Annotated in this window: 12 protein-coding genes; 6 read left to right on the top strand and 6 right to left on the bottom strand. The window is 72.8% G+C overall.

Annotated features, from left to right (window positions below; genetic code table 11):
- Positions 1–357 precede the first annotated feature (357 nt).
- Genes WMF26_RS00100 through WMF26_RS00090 form a run of 3 tightly spaced genes read left to right on the top strand, consistent with a single transcriptional unit; the run spans position 358 to position 5,539 of the window.
- Positions 358–1,767, top strand: a complete 1,410-nt coding sequence (locus WMF26_RS00100; RefSeq protein ID WP_437335218.1) for a hypothetical protein — start codon at positions 358–360, stop codon at positions 1,765–1,767.
- Positions 1,768–1,793: 26 nt separating this feature from the next.
- A complete protein-coding gene (locus tag WMF26_RS00095; RefSeq protein ID WP_437998628.1) occupies positions 1,794–3,590 on the top strand; it encodes an ABC transporter ATP-binding protein in 1,797 nt (598 codons plus the stop codon).
- A 29-nt stretch (positions 3,591–3,619) separates the two neighbouring features.
- Positions 3,620–5,539, top strand: coding sequence for an ABC transporter ATP-binding protein (locus WMF26_RS00090; protein ID WP_437998627.1), 1,920 nt, complete (start codon positions 3,620–3,622; stop codon positions 5,537–5,539).
- Here the strand turns inward: WMF26_RS00090 and WMF26_RS00085 are convergent.
- The 3 genes from WMF26_RS00085 to WMF26_RS00075 all read right to left on the bottom strand — a co-directional run bounded on the left by WMF26_RS00085 (position 5,536) and on the right by WMF26_RS00075 (position 7,612).
- The gene (locus tag WMF26_RS00085; protein ID WP_437998626.1) at positions 5,536–6,063 is read right to left on the bottom strand and encodes a hypothetical protein; all 528 of its coding nucleotides are present in this window, start codon (positions 6,061–6,063) and stop codon (positions 5,536–5,538) included. The two genes, WMF26_RS00090 and WMF26_RS00085, sit on opposite strands and share 4 nt — an antisense overlap.
- A gap of 3 nt (positions 6,064–6,066) precedes the next feature.
- Positions 6,067–7,050, bottom strand: a complete 984-nt coding sequence (gene hemB, locus WMF26_RS00080; protein ID WP_061624961.1) for a porphobilinogen synthase — start codon at positions 7,048–7,050, stop codon at positions 6,067–6,069.
- Between the two features lie 178 nt (positions 7,051–7,228).
- A complete protein-coding gene (locus WMF26_RS00075; protein WP_437998625.1) occupies positions 7,229–7,612 on the bottom strand; it encodes a DUF4339 domain-containing protein in 384 nt (127 codons plus the stop codon).
- 110 nt (positions 7,613–7,722) lie between these two features.
- On the opposite strand from WMF26_RS00075, the gene cobA reads away from it, so the two are divergent.
- The gene (gene cobA, locus WMF26_RS00070; protein WP_437998624.1) at positions 7,723–9,414 is read left to right on the top strand and encodes a uroporphyrinogen-III C-methyltransferase; all 1,692 of its coding nucleotides are present in this window, start codon (positions 7,723–7,725) and stop codon (positions 9,412–9,414) included.
- Between the two features lie 336 nt (positions 9,415–9,750).
- Here cobA and WMF26_RS00065 read toward each other — a convergent pair whose 3' ends face one another.
- Both WMF26_RS00065 and WMF26_RS00060 read right to left on the bottom strand, forming a co-directional pair.
- Positions 9,751–12,567: an ArnT family glycosyltransferase gene (locus WMF26_RS00065; RefSeq protein WP_437998623.1), complete on the bottom strand. Its 2,817-nt coding sequence runs from the start codon at positions 12,565–12,567 to the stop codon at positions 9,751–9,753.
- A gap of 288 nt (positions 12,568–12,855) precedes the next feature.
- Positions 12,856–13,737: a response regulator transcription factor gene (locus tag WMF26_RS00060; protein ID WP_437335211.1), complete on the bottom strand. Its 882-nt coding sequence runs from the start codon at positions 13,735–13,737 to the stop codon at positions 12,856–12,858.
- 187 nt (positions 13,738–13,924) lie between these two features.
- Here WMF26_RS00060 and WMF26_RS00055 point away from each other — a divergent pair, with 187 nt between their 5' ends.
- Complete coding sequence (locus WMF26_RS00055) at positions 13,925–15,001, top strand: RluA family pseudouridine synthase (protein ID WP_437998622.1); 1,077 nt, start codon at positions 13,925–13,927, stop codon at positions 14,999–15,001.
- Here the strand turns inward: WMF26_RS00055 and hrcA are convergent.
- Entirely contained in the window at positions 14,994–16,037 is a 1,044-nt protein-coding gene (hrcA, locus tag WMF26_RS00050; protein ID WP_061629660.1) for a heat-inducible transcriptional repressor HrcA, read from the bottom strand. The two genes, WMF26_RS00055 and hrcA, sit on opposite strands and share 8 nt — an antisense overlap.
- Before the next feature lie 335 nt (positions 16,038–16,372).
- Here hrcA and WMF26_RS00045 point away from each other — a divergent pair, with 335 nt between their 5' ends.
- Positions 16,373–17,167: an extensin family protein gene (locus WMF26_RS00045; protein WP_437998621.1), complete on the top strand. Its 795-nt coding sequence runs from the start codon at positions 16,373–16,375 to the stop codon at positions 17,165–17,167.
- Positions 17,168–17,176: the final 9 nt, after the last annotated feature.

The following is a 17,176-nucleotide window of genomic DNA, read 5'->3' as shown; positions in this document are numbered from 1 at the left end:
CGGGCCTCGCAGGCTCACGGGCTCGGGTGCTCGGGTGACTGAGGTAGACGGGAGCGCCCGGGAGCGGCCCCGCTGCGCTGGAGATGCGCAATTTACGCGGGGATCTCGATGAACTGGGTGGGATCGCCCTCTTGAGGGGGCACGGGAGTGCCTACGGTGACATGCTTGTCATGGCGGTCAAGCGTGCCGCCTCCACGCATCGCCGGGATCGATCGCGCGGCGTGGAGGCTTTGATTTCGAAGCTCCTCACGATACCATCCGCGCGACTTTCACGAGGAGCTCAGCTGCTCCCGTGACCGACCGCGGGCTGCGCCCGTCCACGCCACGCCACGCCGCGCCTCGCACCCAGTCGAAGCAATGAGCCATCCCTCCCTGCACCTCACCGCTCGTGACTTCGACGCGTACGCCGCCGAAAAGGCGACCTCGAAGGCTTACTCGCGCCCCCGCCTCGAGGTGAAGCAGCGCGCGCTCGCCTGGGCGCGCGGCGTCGTCGCCCGGCTGAGCGAGCTCGGCATCTCGGTCGACGTCCATGGCTCGGACGAGCACCCGTCGATCCGCAACAAGCACCGGGCCGACTGCCAGTGGGTCTTCTTCTGGCGCGATCAGGCCGCGCGCGACGAGCTCGATCGCCTGCTCGATCGCGGCCGCTCGATCTCCGATGCGATCGACGATCCGAGCCCCTACACGCGGCACGCGTTCCTCGCGCTGCGCATCTCGGAGGGCGAGGTGCAGGTGTGCTTCGCCGTCCACCCGGACGCGAAGGTCGACGTCGACAACCTCCGGGCCCGCCTCTCGACGACCGAGGAGGCGACCGGCGAGCCGGCTTCGCCGCTCGCGGCCGAGCTCACGAGCGCGCTCCACGCGCTGCCGGAGCAGTTCTCCTTCGGCGCCGGCGGCGGCGATCGCGTGGCCTGCAGCGCGGCCACGCGCGACGCGATCACGGAGATGCTCCGCCGCGCCGCCGACGGTCAGGTGCCGCTCTGGATCGGCTGGTCGGTCCCGCGCGAGACCGCGATCGAGCACGCCGACATCCTCGACGAGCAGCTCGAGGACGCGCTCGTCGCGCTGGCCCCCATCTACCGGCTCGTCGCGTGGTCGCGCGAGAACGATCGCATCGCGCTCGACCACAAGCTCGAGGGCATCGAGCAGGAGCGGGCGCGCGCCCACGCCGAGCTCGAGGCCGAGAACGAGCGGTGGCGCTCCGAGCAGGCCCGGGCGCGCGAGCGATCGATGGAGCAGGCCCGGGCCCGCGGCGACGAGCGCGTCGAGGCCGCCCTCCCCGCCCGCCGGCCGACCCTGGCGACGCTGTTCAAATCGACGAGCGGCGCCGGTCGCGGAGGAGAGCCGCGGCCCGCGCCGAGGCACGGCGCAGAGGGCGGCGCCCCGGCCCGGCGAGCGCCGCACGGCGAGGCGGAGCCGCAGGCGAAGGCCGAAGCTCCGCAGAGGCCGCCGGCCGAGCCCGCGCCGCGGGCGCAGCGCGCCCCGTCCGGCGAGCCGGACGCCGCGGCGAAGCCCGCGCCGGAGCCCGCCAAGGGCGGCGCGCTCGAGAAGGGGAGCCGCGTCCGCGTGCGCCGAGGGCCGTTCGGCGACAAGATCGGCGTGGTGAGCGAGCTCGATGGCCGCGGAGGCGCGCGCGTCCTCCTCGGCCTGCTCGCGACCAGGCTCGAGCTCGACGATCTCGAGCTCGTGGTCGACGGGCGGGATCGACCCGCGCTCTCGACATCGCACCGCAAGCCGCTCGCGCCGACGCCGCGCAAGGCGCGCTGAGCGTCGCCGCGCGGCACTCCCCCTCAATGGTCAAGCGCGATCCTTCAACCTACCCCGTGGGCCTCGGCGCCCAGTTCCGCAGCAAGCTCCCGCTCTACCTGACCGGCTCGGCGCTGCTCGCGACGCAGCAGCTGCTCATGGCCAAGCGCGACTTCCTCGTCAAGGACGCCGTCGACGCCGCCGTGCAGCTCCAGTCGGGCGCGGCCTCGCGGGCGGCGCTCGTCATGCTCGCGGTGAGCGTCGGCGCCGCGGTCATGCGCGTGTTCTCGCGGGTCACCATCTTCACGGCGGGCCGCAACGTCGAGTACGAGCTCCGGGCGATCCTGCTCGCGCGCCTGCACAAGCTCGGGCCGGCCTTCTTCCGCAAGATGCCGACCGGCGACATCATGAGCCGGGCGACGAACGACCTGACGCAGGTCCGCCTCCTCCTCGGCTTCGGCCTGCTGAACGTCGTCGGCTCGCTCTTCGCGTTCGCGAGCGCCCTGTACGTGATGCTCAACATCTCGAAGCGGCTCACGCTCGCGGCGCTCCTGACGATGCCGGCGCTGATGCTCGTCACCCGGTCGTTCTCGACCAAGCTCTTCATCCGCACCCGCGACAACCAGGAGGCGATCGGCGCCATGAGCGACCGCGTCCTCGCGAGCCTCGCGGGCGTCCGGGTCGTCCGTTCGTTCGCGCTCGAGGCGTCCGAGATGGCCGCGTTCTCGAGCACGAACCAGGCGTACCTCGAGAAGAGCCTCTCGCTCGCCAAGCTGCGCGGCTCCATGGGGCCGCTCATGGGGGCCATCAGCTCGGTCGGCGTGCTCATCGTCTTCTGGTACGGCGGGCGGCTCGTGCTGGAGCAGCAGATGACGAGGGGGGACTTCGTCTCCTTCTGGCTCGCGCTGCTGCGGCTCACGTGGCCGGTGCTCGCCCTCGGCTTCGTCGCCGCGATCGTCCAGCGCGGCCGCGCCGGCTACGTGCGGCTCAAGGCCATCTTCGACGCCATCCCCGAGGTCGTGAGCGGCCCGACGCCCGCCCCCGAGGTCGTCCGCGGCGCCATCTCCGTCAAGGAGCTGAGCTTCTCCCACGGCGCGAGGAAGGTGGTCGACGGGGTGAGCTTCGACGTCGAGGCGGGCGGCTCGCTCGCGATCGTGGGGCGCACGGGCTCGGGCAAGAGCACCATCGCCACGCTGCTCGCCCGGCTCATGCCCACGCCGCGCGGCACGGTGTTCCTGGACGGCGTCGACATCTGCGATCTGCCCCTGGAGACCGTGCGCGCGAGCATCGGCTACGCGCAGCAGGACGCGTTCCTCTTCTCGACCACGGTGGCGCGCAACATCGGCTACTCGCTGGACGATCCGGACTCGCCCGCCGCGCTCGAGACGATCCGCGCCGCCGCCGCCGAGGCCGAGGTGCTGAACGAGGTCCTCTCGCTGCCGGACGGCTTCGACACGGTGGTCGGCGAGCGGGGCGTGCAGCTGTCCGGCGGGCAGCGCCAGCGCGTCGCGCTCGCGCGCGCGCTCGTGCGCGAGCCGAGCGTCCTCGTCCTCGACGATCCGCTCTCCGCCATCGACGCGAAGACCGAGCAGGCGATCCTCGCGGCGATCGAGCGACAGGCCGCGCGGCGGACCGTCATCCTGATCACGCACCGGGTGGCGGCCGCGCGGCGGTGCGACGCGATCATCGTGCTGGAGCAGGGCCAGGTCATCGAGCGCGGCACGCACGACGAGCTCGTCCGCGCTGGCGGGCTGTACGCGTCGTTCGCCGAGGAGCAGCAGCTCGAAGAGGATCTCGCGACCCTCGAGGCGACGCCGTCCTCGCGGCCGGTGGAGCTCTCGTGACGCAGCCAGGCTCAGGAGAAAGCGCGACGATGCAGGCGAAACCGAGCGGCGCCACGGCCGCTGGAGAGGCGGGCGCGGGCCCGCGGCGCCCGGCGCCGTCCTCGGCGAGCAGGGGCCGCGCGGCGAAGAAGGCGAGCCGCACCGAGGACGTGCTGAGCCGCTTCCACGAGGAGGCGCAGCTCGGCGAGGCGTACGACGCGCGCATGCTGCTGCGGCTGTGGCCGTTCGTGCGCCCGCAGGGCAAGCACCTCGCGCTCTCGCTCTCGCTGCTCATCGTCACCGCCCTCTTGGCGCTCTTGCGCCCGCTCATCATGCGCGACGCGCTCGACGCCTTCGACGCGCCCGGCGGGCTCGATCGCCTCACGCGCAACGGCTTCTTGCTCACGGGCGTCATGCTCGCGGAGCAGTCGCTCGCGTTCCCGCAGCTCTACCTGATGCAGCTCGCCGGCGCGCGCGCCATGGCCGACCTGCGCGCGCGCGTCTTCGGGTTCTTGCACACGCGGCGCCTCGGGTTCTTCGATCGTACGCCGGTCGGCCGGCTCGTCACGCGGGTGACGAACGACGTGGACGCCATCGGCGAGATGTTCGCGTCGGGCGCGCTCAACGCGTTCGGCGACCTGCTCCGCCTCGCCGTCATCGTCGCGGTGATGGTGTCGCTCGACTGGCGCATGTCGCTGCTCGCCTTCGCGGCGGTGCCGCCCGTCGCGCTCGGCGTCAACTGGACGCGGCGCCGGATCCGCGACGCCTTCCGGGAGGTGCGGGCGAAGACGGCCCGGATGAACGCGTACCTCAACGAGCAGGTCTCCGGCATGGCCGTCGTGCAGGCCTACGCCAGGGAGGAGCGCTCGGCCGAGGAGTTCGACGAGATCAACGCCGCCTACCGCAACGCGAACAACCGCTCCATCGTGCTCGACGCGACGCTCGACGCCGCCATCGAGATGGTCTCGAGCGTCTGCATCGCCGCGGTGCTCTGGTACGCGGGCGTGAAGAGCTTCAAGGAGGAGATCTCGTTCGGGACGCTGTTCGCCTTCGTCGCCTACATCGACATGTTCTTCGTCCCGATCCGCGATCTCTCGGCCCGGTACACGCTGCTGCAGTCCGCGATGGCCGGCGCGGAGCGCATCTTCGAGCTGCTCGACAACAAGGACGAGGACGCGACGGCCACGGCGAGCTGTACCGACGCGGCGATGGCCGCGGACGAGAGCGTCGCGTTCGAGCTCGACAACGTCGTGTTCGGCTACAAGCCGGGCGCGCCCGTGCTGCGGCAGGTCTCGATCGCCGCGAGGAGCGGCGAGAAGGTCGCGCTGGTCGGCGCGACCGGCGCCGGCAAGAGCACCGTGGCGTCGCTGCTGCTCCGCCTCTACGACGTGGAGGAGGGCACCGTGCGGGTCTTTGGCCGCGACGTCCGCGCGTACGCGCGCGACGAGCTGCGCCGCAAGTTCGCCGTCGTCCCGCAGGACGTGTTCCTGTTCCCCGGCACGGTGCTCACGAACATCGCGGCCGGCGACGCGATCCCGGACCGCGCGAAGGTGGTGAACGCGCTGAACCGCATCGGCGCGCTCGATCTCTTCGAGCGCCGCGAGGGCGGCCTCGACGCCCCGGTGCTCGAGCGCGGCAGCAATTTCAGCGCCGGCGAGCGCCAGCTGATCGCCTTCGCCCGCGCCCTCTACCGCGATCCGCCGCTCCTCATCCTGGACGAGGCCACGGCCAACGTCGACAGCGACACCGAGGCGCGCCTGCAGCGCGCGCTCGAGGGCGCCATGGAGGGGCGCACCGCGCTGATCATCGCGCACCGCCTCTCGACGATCCGCGCCGTCGATCGCATCGTCGTCTTCCACAAGGGCTGCGTCGTCGAGCAGGGCACGCACGAGGACCTGCTCGCCGCCGGCGGCGTCTACAGCAAGCTGTACAGGCTCCAGTTCGCCCGGCAGGCGGCGGCGCACGCCTAGGGATCGGCGGGCGCCGGATCGTCGTCGCCGTAGCACTTGCCGGCGGCGCTCGCCGCGCCCTCGTCGGCGCCGGACGCGCCCTCGTCGTCGACGTCCGCGCCTCCGGCGACCACCCGCAGCCAGTACTCGGAGCAGCTGTCGTTCATCACGATCAGGTGCTGGTCGTCCACGCACGTCACCTCGGCCTGGTTGCCCGCCGCGTGCGCCAGCGTGCCGCCGCGCCTCGTGCCGTCGCTCTCGAACGACAGGTACACCTGATGCCATCGCGGCCGCGCGCCGAGGCCGTGCCTGAGCGCGTACCGCATGCCGCCCGGAAAATAGAGGAGCTCACCGTCCGGCGCCGACGTCTCGTAGACGCCCCCCGCCGGCGTGGCCTCGGTGAACTCGACGGGCGGGTTCGCGCTCTCGGACCGGTCGCACCGGCTCGGCGCGCAGCCCGCGGCGAGGGCGGCCGCCGCCCCCACCGCGCAGGCGGCCCACCCCGCGCGCCGCGCAGCCCCCCTGCCCGCTCCCTGGCTCCGCATGGCTCAGCCGAGCCAGCGCGCGGCGTCGAGCGCGTGGTAGGTGAGGATGAAATCGGCCCCGGCGCGCCGGATCGACGTGAGCAGCTCGAGCACCGCCCGCTTCTCGTCGATCATGCCGCGCTCGGCCGCCGCCTTGATCATCGCGTACTCGCCGCTGACGTTGTAGGCGCCGAGCGGCAGCGTCGTCGCCTCGCGCACGCGCGCGATGACGTCGAGGTACGCGAGCGCGGGCTTCACCATCAGCATGTCGGCCCCCTCCTCCTCGTCGAGCGCCGCCTCGCGCAGGCCCTCGCGCGCGTTGCCGGGATCCATCTGGTAGCCCGCTCGGTCGCCGAACTTGGGCGCGCAGTCCGCCGCCTCGCGGAACGGCCCGTAGAAGCCGGACGCATACTTCACGGCGTAGGAGAGGAGCGCCGTCCCCGTCAGCGACTCGGCGTCGAGCGCGCGCCGGATGGCGGCGACGCGGCCGTCCATCATGTCGCTCGGCGCGACCACGTCGGCCCCCGCCTTGGCGTGGACCACCGCCGCCCGCGCGAGCACCTCCAGCGTCGCGTCGTTGTCGACGTCCATCGCGCCGGACGCGTCCTGCCGGAGCAGGCCGCAGTGGCCGTGGTCGGTGTACTCGTCGACGCACACGTCGGTGATCACGAGCAGCTCCGGCACCGCGTCCTTCATCGCCTTCACGGCGCGCGGGACCGGGCCGTCGGGGTCGTAGGCGCTCGAGCCCGACGCGTCCTTGGTGCGCGGCAGCCCGAACAGGATCGTCCCGCCGATGCCGTGCTCCTTGCAGAGCCGCGCCTGCGCCGCCGCGGCGCTCACGGGCAGCTGCGAGACGCCCGGCATCGTCCCGACCGGGCGCGGCGCGTCGAGCGCCTCGTTGAAGAAGAGGGGGAGGATGAAATCCCCCGGGTTCAGGGACGTCTCCCGCACCAGGGCGCGGAGGGCGGGCGTGCGGCGGAGCCGGCGCGGTCGCTTCGTGGGGAACACGGCGGCGAAGCATAGCAGCCCTTCGCCCGCGGGGACCGCTCCGGTCTCGCCGCGCGCGATCCGTGGATCGCCCGAGCGCTGGAATCGGCTAGTGTTCGCCCGAAACCGCCCGCATGAGACCGGCCCTCCACTTTCCTTCTGCCGGCCGCGCCCGCCCCGCCGCGCGCGCGGACATGGCTCAACGCTGGACCGCTCCAGGGCGCACGGTCTGGCGCGCCGCCGACGCCGGACGCGGCGGGGTCACCGGAGAGGGCGTCTGCTGGGACGACAGCGGCACCGTATCGTCGTCGCCCGCGTCCAGCGCCAAGGCCTCGTCCGGCTGTTCTGCAGGCGTCTCCGTGGCGGCGACCGTGACCATTGCAATGTCGGACAGCGGGCACCACACGGTCCATGCTTCATTGCGGACGAAGCTATCGAGCGGGACGACTCCGTTCTCGATGCCGCGCGCGAGCTGGTCGAGCCTGACCGGGCCGACCGATCGCTCCCCGTTGGTGACGTACCATCGGTCCGTAAAGCCGCGCTCCGAGCTCCGCAGCTCCTGGGACAGTTTCACAGATCTCATTGAATGGACTCCAGAAACCGCCGGACGTTGAATCGAGCCGGTGCGATTCTATCCCCTTAACGCACCGAGTCAACATCACTGCAGATTCGCTATGACAATCAACGTCTGCCATGAGTGAACGACAGAACGACGGGAGTTTGACGGCGCTTCCAAGGCGCGACGACCCCTCCGACGAGGGTCACGGCGCGGCGTCGCCGCGGGCCGCGGGCGGGGGGCCGGGCGCTGCCAGGCCGGGCGTCGTGTACCTGGTCGGCGCGGGCCCGGGCGACCCGGGGCTCTTCACGCTGCGCGGCGCGGAGCTCCTCGCCACGGCCGACGTCGTGCTGCACGACGAGCTGGTCCACCCGGCGCTCCTGGACGGCGTGCGGGAGGGCGCCGAGGTGCGCTCGGTCGGCAAGCGCGGGGGCGATCGGGTCGTGAAGGACGCGAAGCAGGCGGAGATCGACGCGGAGCTGGTCGCGCTCGGGCTCGCGGGCCGCAGCGTCGTCCGCCTGAAGGGCGGCGATCCGTTCCTCTTCGGGCGCGGCTCGGAGGAAGCGGAGGCGCTCGCGCGGGCCGGGGTGCCGTTCGAGGTGGTGCCGGGCGTCTGCTCTCCGCTCGGCGCGACGGCCTACGCCGGCATCTCGCTGACGCACCGGCACATCGCCTCCAGCGTGATGATCGTCAGCGGCGTCACCCGGGCGGGCAAGGGGTTCGACTGGAGCGAGCTCGCCTCGGTCCGCGGGACCATCTGCGTCCTGATGGGCATGCAGGCCCTCGACGCGGTGGTCGCGGGGCTGATGGGGCCGGGTCGCCGCGATCCTGCGACGCCGGCGGCGGCCATCCAGTGGGGCACGCGGGCCGACCAGCGCGTCGTCTCGAGCCGCCTCGACGAGCTGCCCCGCCGCGCCCGGGAGGCGGGGCTCCAGAGCCCCGCGGTCATCGTCGTCGGCGCCGTCACCGGCCTCAGGGACGCGCTGCGCTGGTTCGACCGGAAGCCGCTGTTCGGCAAGCGCGTGCTCGTGACCCGCCCGCGGCACCAGGCGCGCTCGACGTCGCGGCTCATCCGCCTCCGCGGCGGCGAGGCGGTGGAGCTCGCGACCATCGAGATCCACCCGCCGCCCGACCCTGCGCGCGTCACCGCGGCGGTCCGCGGGCTCTCCGGGTACCACGCCGTCGTGTTCACGAGCGAGAACGGGGTCTCGCGCTTCTTCGAGGAGCTGGATCGGCTCGGCCTCGACGCGCGCGCCTTCGGCTCGGCCCGCCTCGCCGCGATCGGGGTCGGGACGGCCGCCGCGCTCGCCGCGCGCGGCGTCCGCGCCGACATCGTCCCGAAGGAGTTCCGCGGCGAGGAGCTCGCGGAGGCCATCCTCGCCGATCCCGCGCTGGCCGAGCGCAGGGCGGCGCGCTCCCCGGTCCGCGTCCTGCTCGCGCGCGCGCTCGTCGCCCGCGAGGTGCTCCCCGAGCGGCTCCGCGCCGCCGGCTGCGAGGTGGACGTCGTGCCCGTCTACGAGACCCGCCCCGCCTCGAGCGATCGCCGCGAGCAGCTGCTCCGGGCGCTCTCGGCGGGCGAGATCGACGTCGTGCTGCTCACGTCGAGCAGCACCGTCGACAGCCTGTGCGATCTCCTCGGCGAGGGCGCCGCGGCGCGCCTCGAGCGCGTGCTCCTGGCGAGCATCGGCCCGATCACGACCGCGACCGCCGAGAAGCGGGGGCTCCGGGTCGGCGTTACTGCGGAGGTGAGCACCACAGCAGGTCTCCTGGACGCGCTGGATCGATATTTCGCTGCGTTGCAACCTGCACCGACGAGCGCCGCCGACTGAGGAGCCGATCGCACGGCGTGCGGCGAGCTCCGCGCTCGACGGCGCAAAGAAAGAGCGCCGCGGCGGACCTGGGGGGGGGAAGGTCTCCGCCGCGACGCTCGGGTCCGGATAGAGCAGGAGACGTGCCTGCGCCTTCCTGGAGTGAATTCGGACACTTAGAGCGTCCGGGCAGGACCTGTCTTGCGCCCTTGCGTTACCGCATGGACATAGCTGCAAGGGATTCGCGACGTCCGCGTGCTGTCGTCAATCGACAACCGCGTTCCGCGGATGGGAGCGGGCGTACAGCCTCACATCCGGACAGCGGTGGTGAGATAAAGACCTTCGGTCGCTGTTCGGTCACTCGAAGGTCGCTCGGACGACGAGGAACTTGTTGTTGAGCTCGATGGTCGTGAGCCGCTCGAAGATGCGGGGGCTGCCTAGCTCGTTCGACAGGGAGTTGATGCGCCCGTGCTCGGTGACGAAGTAGAAGGTCTTCACGCCCTTCTTCTTCTGCTCGTTGATGTAGTCCTGAAACTTCTTCCCGCTCGAGACGAAGGCGGCCAGCTTGTTGCCGGCATAGAAGTTCTCGCCCTTCCAGTTCATCTGGTAGGCGACGAGCGGCCCTGGGATCTCCTGGCTCGCGCGCGCGTAGGCGAGCAAGGTCTCGCGCTGGCCCCAGTGGGGCGACGTCCGCACGAAGTACACGTCGAGCCCCCACGCCGTGAACGCGATCGCGAGCGAGGCGAGCGCGTAGAGGGCGAGGCGGCGGAGGCGCGCGACCACCAGCAGCAAGCACAGGAGGGCCGCCGCGGCGGTGAAGGCCCACAGGGTCGCGGAGAAGTCGAGCGACTGCGGCCAGGGGCGCTTGTAGTTGTACGTGAACAGGTGCAGCAGCCTGGCCTGGCTCGGCTGCCCCTCGCGCGCCATCGCGAGATCGCGCCCGACGAAGAAGACGAGGAGCGCGGCGCCGATCGCGACGGCGCCGAGCATCGCGCGCTCGTAGACGACCGTCGCCAGCGCGCGCGAAGGCGGCGCCGGCGCGGAGGCCGCGCCCGAGCCCAGCGCGCCCGCGCGGGCCTCCAGGCGCAGCATGTCGTCGAGCAGGATCCCCGTGAGCATCGCCGCCGGCGGGACGGCCGGCAGGATGTAGTGGTGGAACTTCGTCAGCATCAGCGAGAAGAGCGCGAAGCCGAAGAGGAACCACATCGCCAGGAACACCGAGGCGTCGCTCTTCCGGACCTCGGCCGAGCCGGGCTCGTCCGGGGCTCCGCCCTCGCGCCGCCGGAGCCACCACACGAGCGAGGCGGGCACGAGCCCCGTCCACGGGAACGTCGCGTAGCCGAGCTGCCACACGTAGTAGCGGAAGCTCACGTCGTCGCCCTCGTTCGTGTCGTGCACGTGGGTGAAGGCGCGCTTGAACATGTCGTGGAACAGGAGCCGGTCGGTGAACGGCTGGCCGTGCCGCGCGTACATGGCGACGAACCAGGGGAGCGCGACGCACGCGAGCACGAGCAGCCCGACGGGGATCTCCATCTTGAGCAGGTCGCGGTACCGGCGCGAGACGACGACGTAGCCGAGGGCGCAGAGCACCGGGAGCCCGAAGCCGGCCGGCCCCTTGGCCATCGTGGAGAGGGCGGCGAAGAACCACGCGGCGAGGAAGAGGAGCCGCTGGACGCGCCGCTCGCCCCAGCTGGCGTACAGGACGATCCCGAGCGTCTGCGCCCAGATGATCGCCTGGAGCGCCGGCTGCAGTCCGGGGAGCACGGGCAGCACCGACCGGCAGGCCTCGTTGCCGGGGAGCCCGCAGTTGCCCGGCGAGCCGGAGCTGAAGACGTCGCCGTGGAGGCGCAGGCCGAAGGGCGCCGTGTGGATCTCGACGTGGCGCGACAGCAGGTAGAGCAGCTGCGGCAGCGCGCAGGCGACGATCGCGCCGAGCACGAGGTGGTAGAGCGAGAGGCCGACCTTGAGCGCTCCGAGATCGACCTCGTAGACGCGCGCCTCCTCCGCGTCGTCGGTGTGGATGCCGAGCAGGAGGAGCGCCATCGCCGCGGCCATCGTCGCGACGAAGGGCATGTCGGTCATGGTCTGGTGGGAGACCATGAACCACTGCGGCATGGTGGTGAGGACGACGCCCGCGAGCAGCCCCGCGCGGCGGCTGAAGATCCGCGAGACGGCCTTGTAGAGGAGGTAAACGGCGATGAGCGTCAGCGCGAAGATGGGCAGCCGGACCGCCCACTCGGGCCACGGCGTGCGTCCCTCGGCCACGGCCGAGAGCATCTCGCCCGACCGGTAGCGGACGCCGAAGGCCGCCATGGCGAGCGCCTGCATCCAGAAGTCGAGCACCGGCTTCGACCAGAACCATCCGTCCTGTGCCCACCAGAGGGAGATCCAGTCGTTCCTGGCGAGGATCTCGCGCGCGACCTCGCCGTAGTGCGTCTCCCACGGGTCGGTGAGCGCGTGGCTCCCGAGCATGGGGAGGTAGAGCAGCGTGACGAGGGCGACGAGCCAGAAGCCGTGCCGCCGGAGGAGGGGGCGCGGAGCGCCGGTCTCGTCGGCGCGGCAGGGGCCGAGGCGCTCGCCGAGCCGGAACGCGCCGATCACGGCCGTGAGGAAGGCAGCAGGGACGGCGACGGCGGGCACCGCCAGCGAGAGCAGCGTGGGCGCGCCGCCCCGCGCGAGGGAGCTCGGCGAGAGGTAGCCCGCGACGCTGAGCGTGACGAGGACGAAGAACGCGGCGAGCCCGGACCCGAGCAGGGCGAGCGGGCCGAGCAGATCCCGGATCCCGACGCGCGCGGCGACGCGCTCCGGCGGATCGTCGAACGTGCCGAGCAGGTCGAGCAGGCCGAGCGTCGCGACGGCGATCCCGAGCGCGCCGAGCGGGACGCCCCAGCGAAGCTGAGGCGCGAGCGCCATCACGACGAACGCGAGCAGGGCGCCCGCGGCGGACACGGCAGCGCCGCGCCAGCGGAGCGGGTTGCCCTGCGGCACGAGGCGCACCTCGTCGGTGTCGGGCGCGGCGTCGTCCGCGCCGGCCGCGCCGTCGCGCGCTGCCGCCTCGCCCTCCGGCGTGGCGGCGCGTGGCGCCACGCCGCCCTCGGTCGTCTCCTCCGCCGCGGCCGTCCCGTCGCGGGCGTCCGCGGGCGCGCCGCTGCTCTTGTCGTGCGTGTCGTTCATGGCTGCGCCGAACGCGGAACGAGGCGCGGCCCTGACGTAGCAACTCTGCGTCGCCGGGCAAAGCAGCGGTCGCGCGCGCTCGCGCAGCGCACGCGCTCGCGCAGCGCACGCGCTCGCGCAGCGCACGCCGATCGATCGACGCATGCGCGCGCGGGCGTTCCTCGAGGTCTGCACGGGCTCAACCCGAGAGCGGCCGCTCATGAGGGCGCGCCGCCCGGGATCGCGCGCCGCGCCGGGACGGCCGGCGCGGCGCGATGACCGCGGCCGCGCGGAGGGCGCGGCGCGCGGCTACTTCGTCAGGCGCGCGATCTCTTCCTTGATGATCGTCTCGGCGAGGACCGGCACGACCTCCCAGACGACGCGCTCCACGACGTCGCGGGACAGCGCCATCACGGCCTCGACCTGCTCGGCGCTGAGCCCGAGGCCCTCGAGCTTGCTCGCCATCTGGCCGTTCACCTGCGCGGAGGCGGTGGCCGCAACCGCCGCAGGACCGGACGCCGTCTTCGGCACGCCGGACACCGGCGTCGGCGAGAAGGCCATCGTCGTCGTGACCGGCACGTTCGCCGCGCCGCCGGGCGCTGTCTTGACCGAGGCCTGGGCCGGCGCAGCGGTGGTGGTGGCGGGCGCGTTCGGCGTGTAGATGAGGGTCTTCGCGCGCTGGAGCGGGCTCGCGCCCGCGGCGGCGGGCTGCGCCGCGGCGGCCGGCTGCGCTGCGGCGGCGGGCTGCGCCGCGGCGGGAGCCCGCGCGGGCGCAGGCGTCGCAGCAGCAGCGGCGGGAGCCGCGGCGGCGGCCGGCTTCGCCTCGCCGCGCGACGCCAGCAGCTTCTTGACCTTGTCGATCATCTGCTGGGTGTCGAACGGCTTGTCCATGTGGTCGTCGGCTTGCGCGCTCGAGCCCTTCGCGGGATCGAACGGGTTCTGCTTGGACGACAGGATCAGGACAGGCGTCGCCGGTGAGGCCTGCTTGATCGCCTTGCACAGCTCGTAGCCGTTCTTCGGCTCGAGCGTGACGTCGGCGATCACCAGGTCGGGTTTATCGCTCTTGAGCTTCTGCAGCGCAGCGTCGGCGCTGCTCGCCGTCACGACGCGGAAATCCTGACCCGCAAAGGTGATTTCGAGCACTTTGCGCATGGTCACGCTGTCGTCTACGGCGAGAAGGGTGCTGGCCACGAACGGGTCTCCTCTCAGATGGCGAGAAAGCGATGACGGCTCTGGATATCTTCGGCTCCGGTCGCGCGATGTGTCAACATTCGCGGTGTATTTCGCCCCCGCGGGCCCCGCGGATGTGCGTTTTCCGCGCCGGTAGAGCCCGGTCCCACGCCTGTGGGCGGAGCCGAGGCGCCCCCCACGACCCCTCATGCGCCCGCGCCGCCCCGCCGCCCCGCCCCCCAACCCCCACCCCCGCGACGCCGCCGATCCGATCGACGAAGGCCCGGCCGCCCCGGTGCGCCCCCCGCAGGATGGCCGCTGGACCGTGCCGGCCGCGCTGGACCGGCGGCCGCTCGACGGGGCCGTCCGGGCGCTCTCGTCGGTCTCGTGGTCCGACGCGCGCCGGCTGATCGAGACCGGCAAGGTGCTCGTCGGGAGCGCGGTGGCGACGAGCGCCCGGCGGCGGGTGCTCAGCGGGGAGCAGATCGAGGTCCGCCTGCACGCGCCGCGGCCCGAGACGGTGCGGCGGCGCAAGCTCGAGGGCGAGCTCGTGGTCTACGTGGACGCGAGCGTCGTGGTGGTGAACAAGCCCGCCGGGGTGAGCACCATCCCCTACGGCGACGAGGACCCCGCGGAGCAGGCCGCGACGCTCGACGCGCTGGTGCGGGAGGTGCTGGCCCGGCGCGACCGCCTGCGCGGGCGGGCGCCGCTCGGCGTCGTGCAGCGCCTCGACAAGGGGACGAGCGGGCTGCTCGTCTTCGCGCGGACGCTCGCCGCGAAGAAACACCTCGCCCAGCAGCTCCGCGTCCGCGCGATGCACCGGCAGTACCTGGCGGTCGCGCACGGCGCCGTCGCGCGCGGCACGTACCGCAGCTACCTCGTCGAGGATCGGGGCGACGGGCTGCGCGGCTCGGCCAGAGACGGCCGGCGCGAGGGGCAGCTCGCGGTGACGCACGTCGAGCCGATCGAGGCGCTCCGCGGGCCCGAGGAGGCGGCCGGCGCCGCGGGCGCGACGCTGGTCGCCTGCCGCCTCGAGACCGGGCGCACGCACCAGATCCGCATCCACCTCGCCGAGGCCGGGCACCCGCTCGTCGGCGAGGCGGTCTACGTGCGGGACTACCGCGGGCCGAAGATCCCCGCCCCGCGGCTGATGCTCCACGCCGTCGAGCTCGGCTTCGACCACCCCGCCGACGGCCGGCCGATGCGCTTCCAGGCGCCGCCGCCCCCCGACTTCGACGAGGTGCTCGAGCGGCTCCGCGAGCCGCGGCGGAAGGACGCTACCTGACCTTGCCGCGCGCCTCGCTCATCGCCGCGGCGGTCGCGTCGACGAGCGGCATCACCTTCGCGTAGTCCATCCGCGTCGGGCCGAGCACGCCCACGGTGCCGGCGACGCGCCCGTTCTCCATGTACGGCGCGGCGACGAGGCTGAGCTGGCCGCCGCCGAGGTCGCCCGCCTCGCTGCCCACGAAGACGGTGACCTCGCCCGCGCCAGCGGCGAGGGTGCGGTCGAGCAGATCGACGAGCTCCTCGCGCTCCTCGAGCGCCTTCATCAGCTTCCTGAGCCGGTCGACGTCGGCGTACTCGGGCAGATCGATGAGGCGGTTCTGCCCCTCGATGACCACCTCGCTCCGCCGCGTCACGTCGGCCGTCGCCTTGCTGCCGAGCTCGAAGGCGCGGCGCCTCAGCGCGTCGATCTGGAGGCGCTCGTCGGCGAGGCGGCGGGCGAAGAGATCCCGGATCTCGCCCAGCGTGCGCCCCTCGATGACGTCGGCGAGCAGGTTGTGGATCCGGGTGAGCTCCCCTTCGTTGATCGTCTCGTCGATCGAGATGAAGCGGTTCTCGACCGAGCCGTCGGCGAAGACGAGCACCGCGAGCAGCTGCCCGGGCTTCGTCGGGATGAAGCGCAGCTGGCCGAGGGCGCGGATCTCCGCCCGCGGCGCCGCGACGACCGCCGCGGCGCCCGACAGCTCCGACAGGTAGCGCCCCGTCTCGCGGAGCGGGTCGCTCGCCACGGTGTAGATCTCGGCGAACCTGGCGCTGAGCTCGGCCTGCTGCTCGGGGGAGAGCGACCGGATCTCCACGAGCGCGTCGATGAACAACCGGAGCGCGCGGTCGGTCGGGATCCGGCCCGCGGAGGTGTGCGGCTGGTGGAGGTAGCCGGCCTCCTCGAGGTCGGCGAGCACGTTGCGGATCGAGGCAGCCGAGAGATCCAGCCCGTACTTGCGCGCGAGCGTCCTGCTGCCTACGGGGTCGCCCGTCGCGATGAACTCGGTGACCGCGGCGAAAAGGATCTTTCGAGCGCGATTGGAAACATCTCCCATGTCGACTGCAGGCGGGTGCGCGCCGCTGTGGCTACCTGGACCAGGGACCGCCCGGACCGGGAAGCCATGCGGGCCGGACCTTCGCTCCCATACGTCAAGACGCGCGTGCGGGCGCTGGGCCCACGGATGCGCATGAGACCTATTTTGAGGCGATCGCGCGGCCCGGTCAAATGGCACGGTAGGATGGACGCGACCGCCGCGCCCGAGGGTCCAGCATCGCCGCTGCCGGTGGCTGGCCCTCCGGCGCTTCGCCTCCGGCCCTCCGGCCCTCCTCCTTCTTCATTTCTTCAGCTCCAGCGGGCACCACGCCGCGCCGGAGGCCGTCCCTGCCAACGATGCCGTCCTTACGCCACGCCGCCGCCGCCGCCGCCCTCGCCCTCGCGCTCGGCCCGCTCGCCGCCGCGCCGAGCGCGCAGGGCAAGCCGAAGGTGCGGTTCGACCAGGACTGGGCCAAGCGCCCGTCGGCGCGCTACGCGGCCATGAGCGCGGAGCAGTGCCGCGCGGCGCTCGCGCGGCGGAAGATCGCGTTCGAGCCGGTGCCGCGCGCGCCGGGCGTGCTCGCGCCGGTGCGGCTGATGCAGGGGGTGGGCGGGGTCCTCTACCGGACGGCGCTGCCGGCTCACCAGCGCGCGGACAACCCGTACGACGTCTTCGACTGCCGCCTCGCGCTCGCGCTCTCGGACTTCAGCCGGATCCTGCGCGTGCACGACGTCGTCGAGGTGCTGATGTTCTCGGCCTGGCGCCCTCCGTCGAAGATGTGGCCCGAGGGCAAGCTGGCCACGAGGCACCCGGGCGGGCTCGCCATCGATCCTTACAGGTTCGTCAAGGAGCGCGCCGGCGACGGGTTCGCGGAGGAGTGGCTCGACGTCGAGCGCGACTTCGTCGGCAGGCGCGGCGCGCCGGTGTGCGGCGAGGGCGCCAAGGCGACCGGGCGCCCCAGGGCGGCCGGCAAGGGCGCGAGCGGCGGCCCGCCCGCGGACGCGGCGGCGCGCGAGCTGCGCTCCATCGTGTGCGAGGCCGCGGATCAGCACATCTTCACGTCGATCCTCACGCCCAACTACGACCGGGCGCACAAAAACCACCTGCATCTGGAGGTGACCCCCGGCGTCCAATGGCGTCTCGTGCGCTGATCCGGGAGG

It is taken from the genome of Sorangium sp. So ce185 (assembly GCF_051526825.1).
GTDB lineage: Bacteria > Myxococcota_A > Polyangia > Polyangiales > Polyangiaceae > Sorangium > Sorangium cellulosum_D.
The sequence above is the reverse complement of the archived record's forward strand: the minus strand, read 5'-3'. Positions and strand labels throughout refer to the sequence as shown.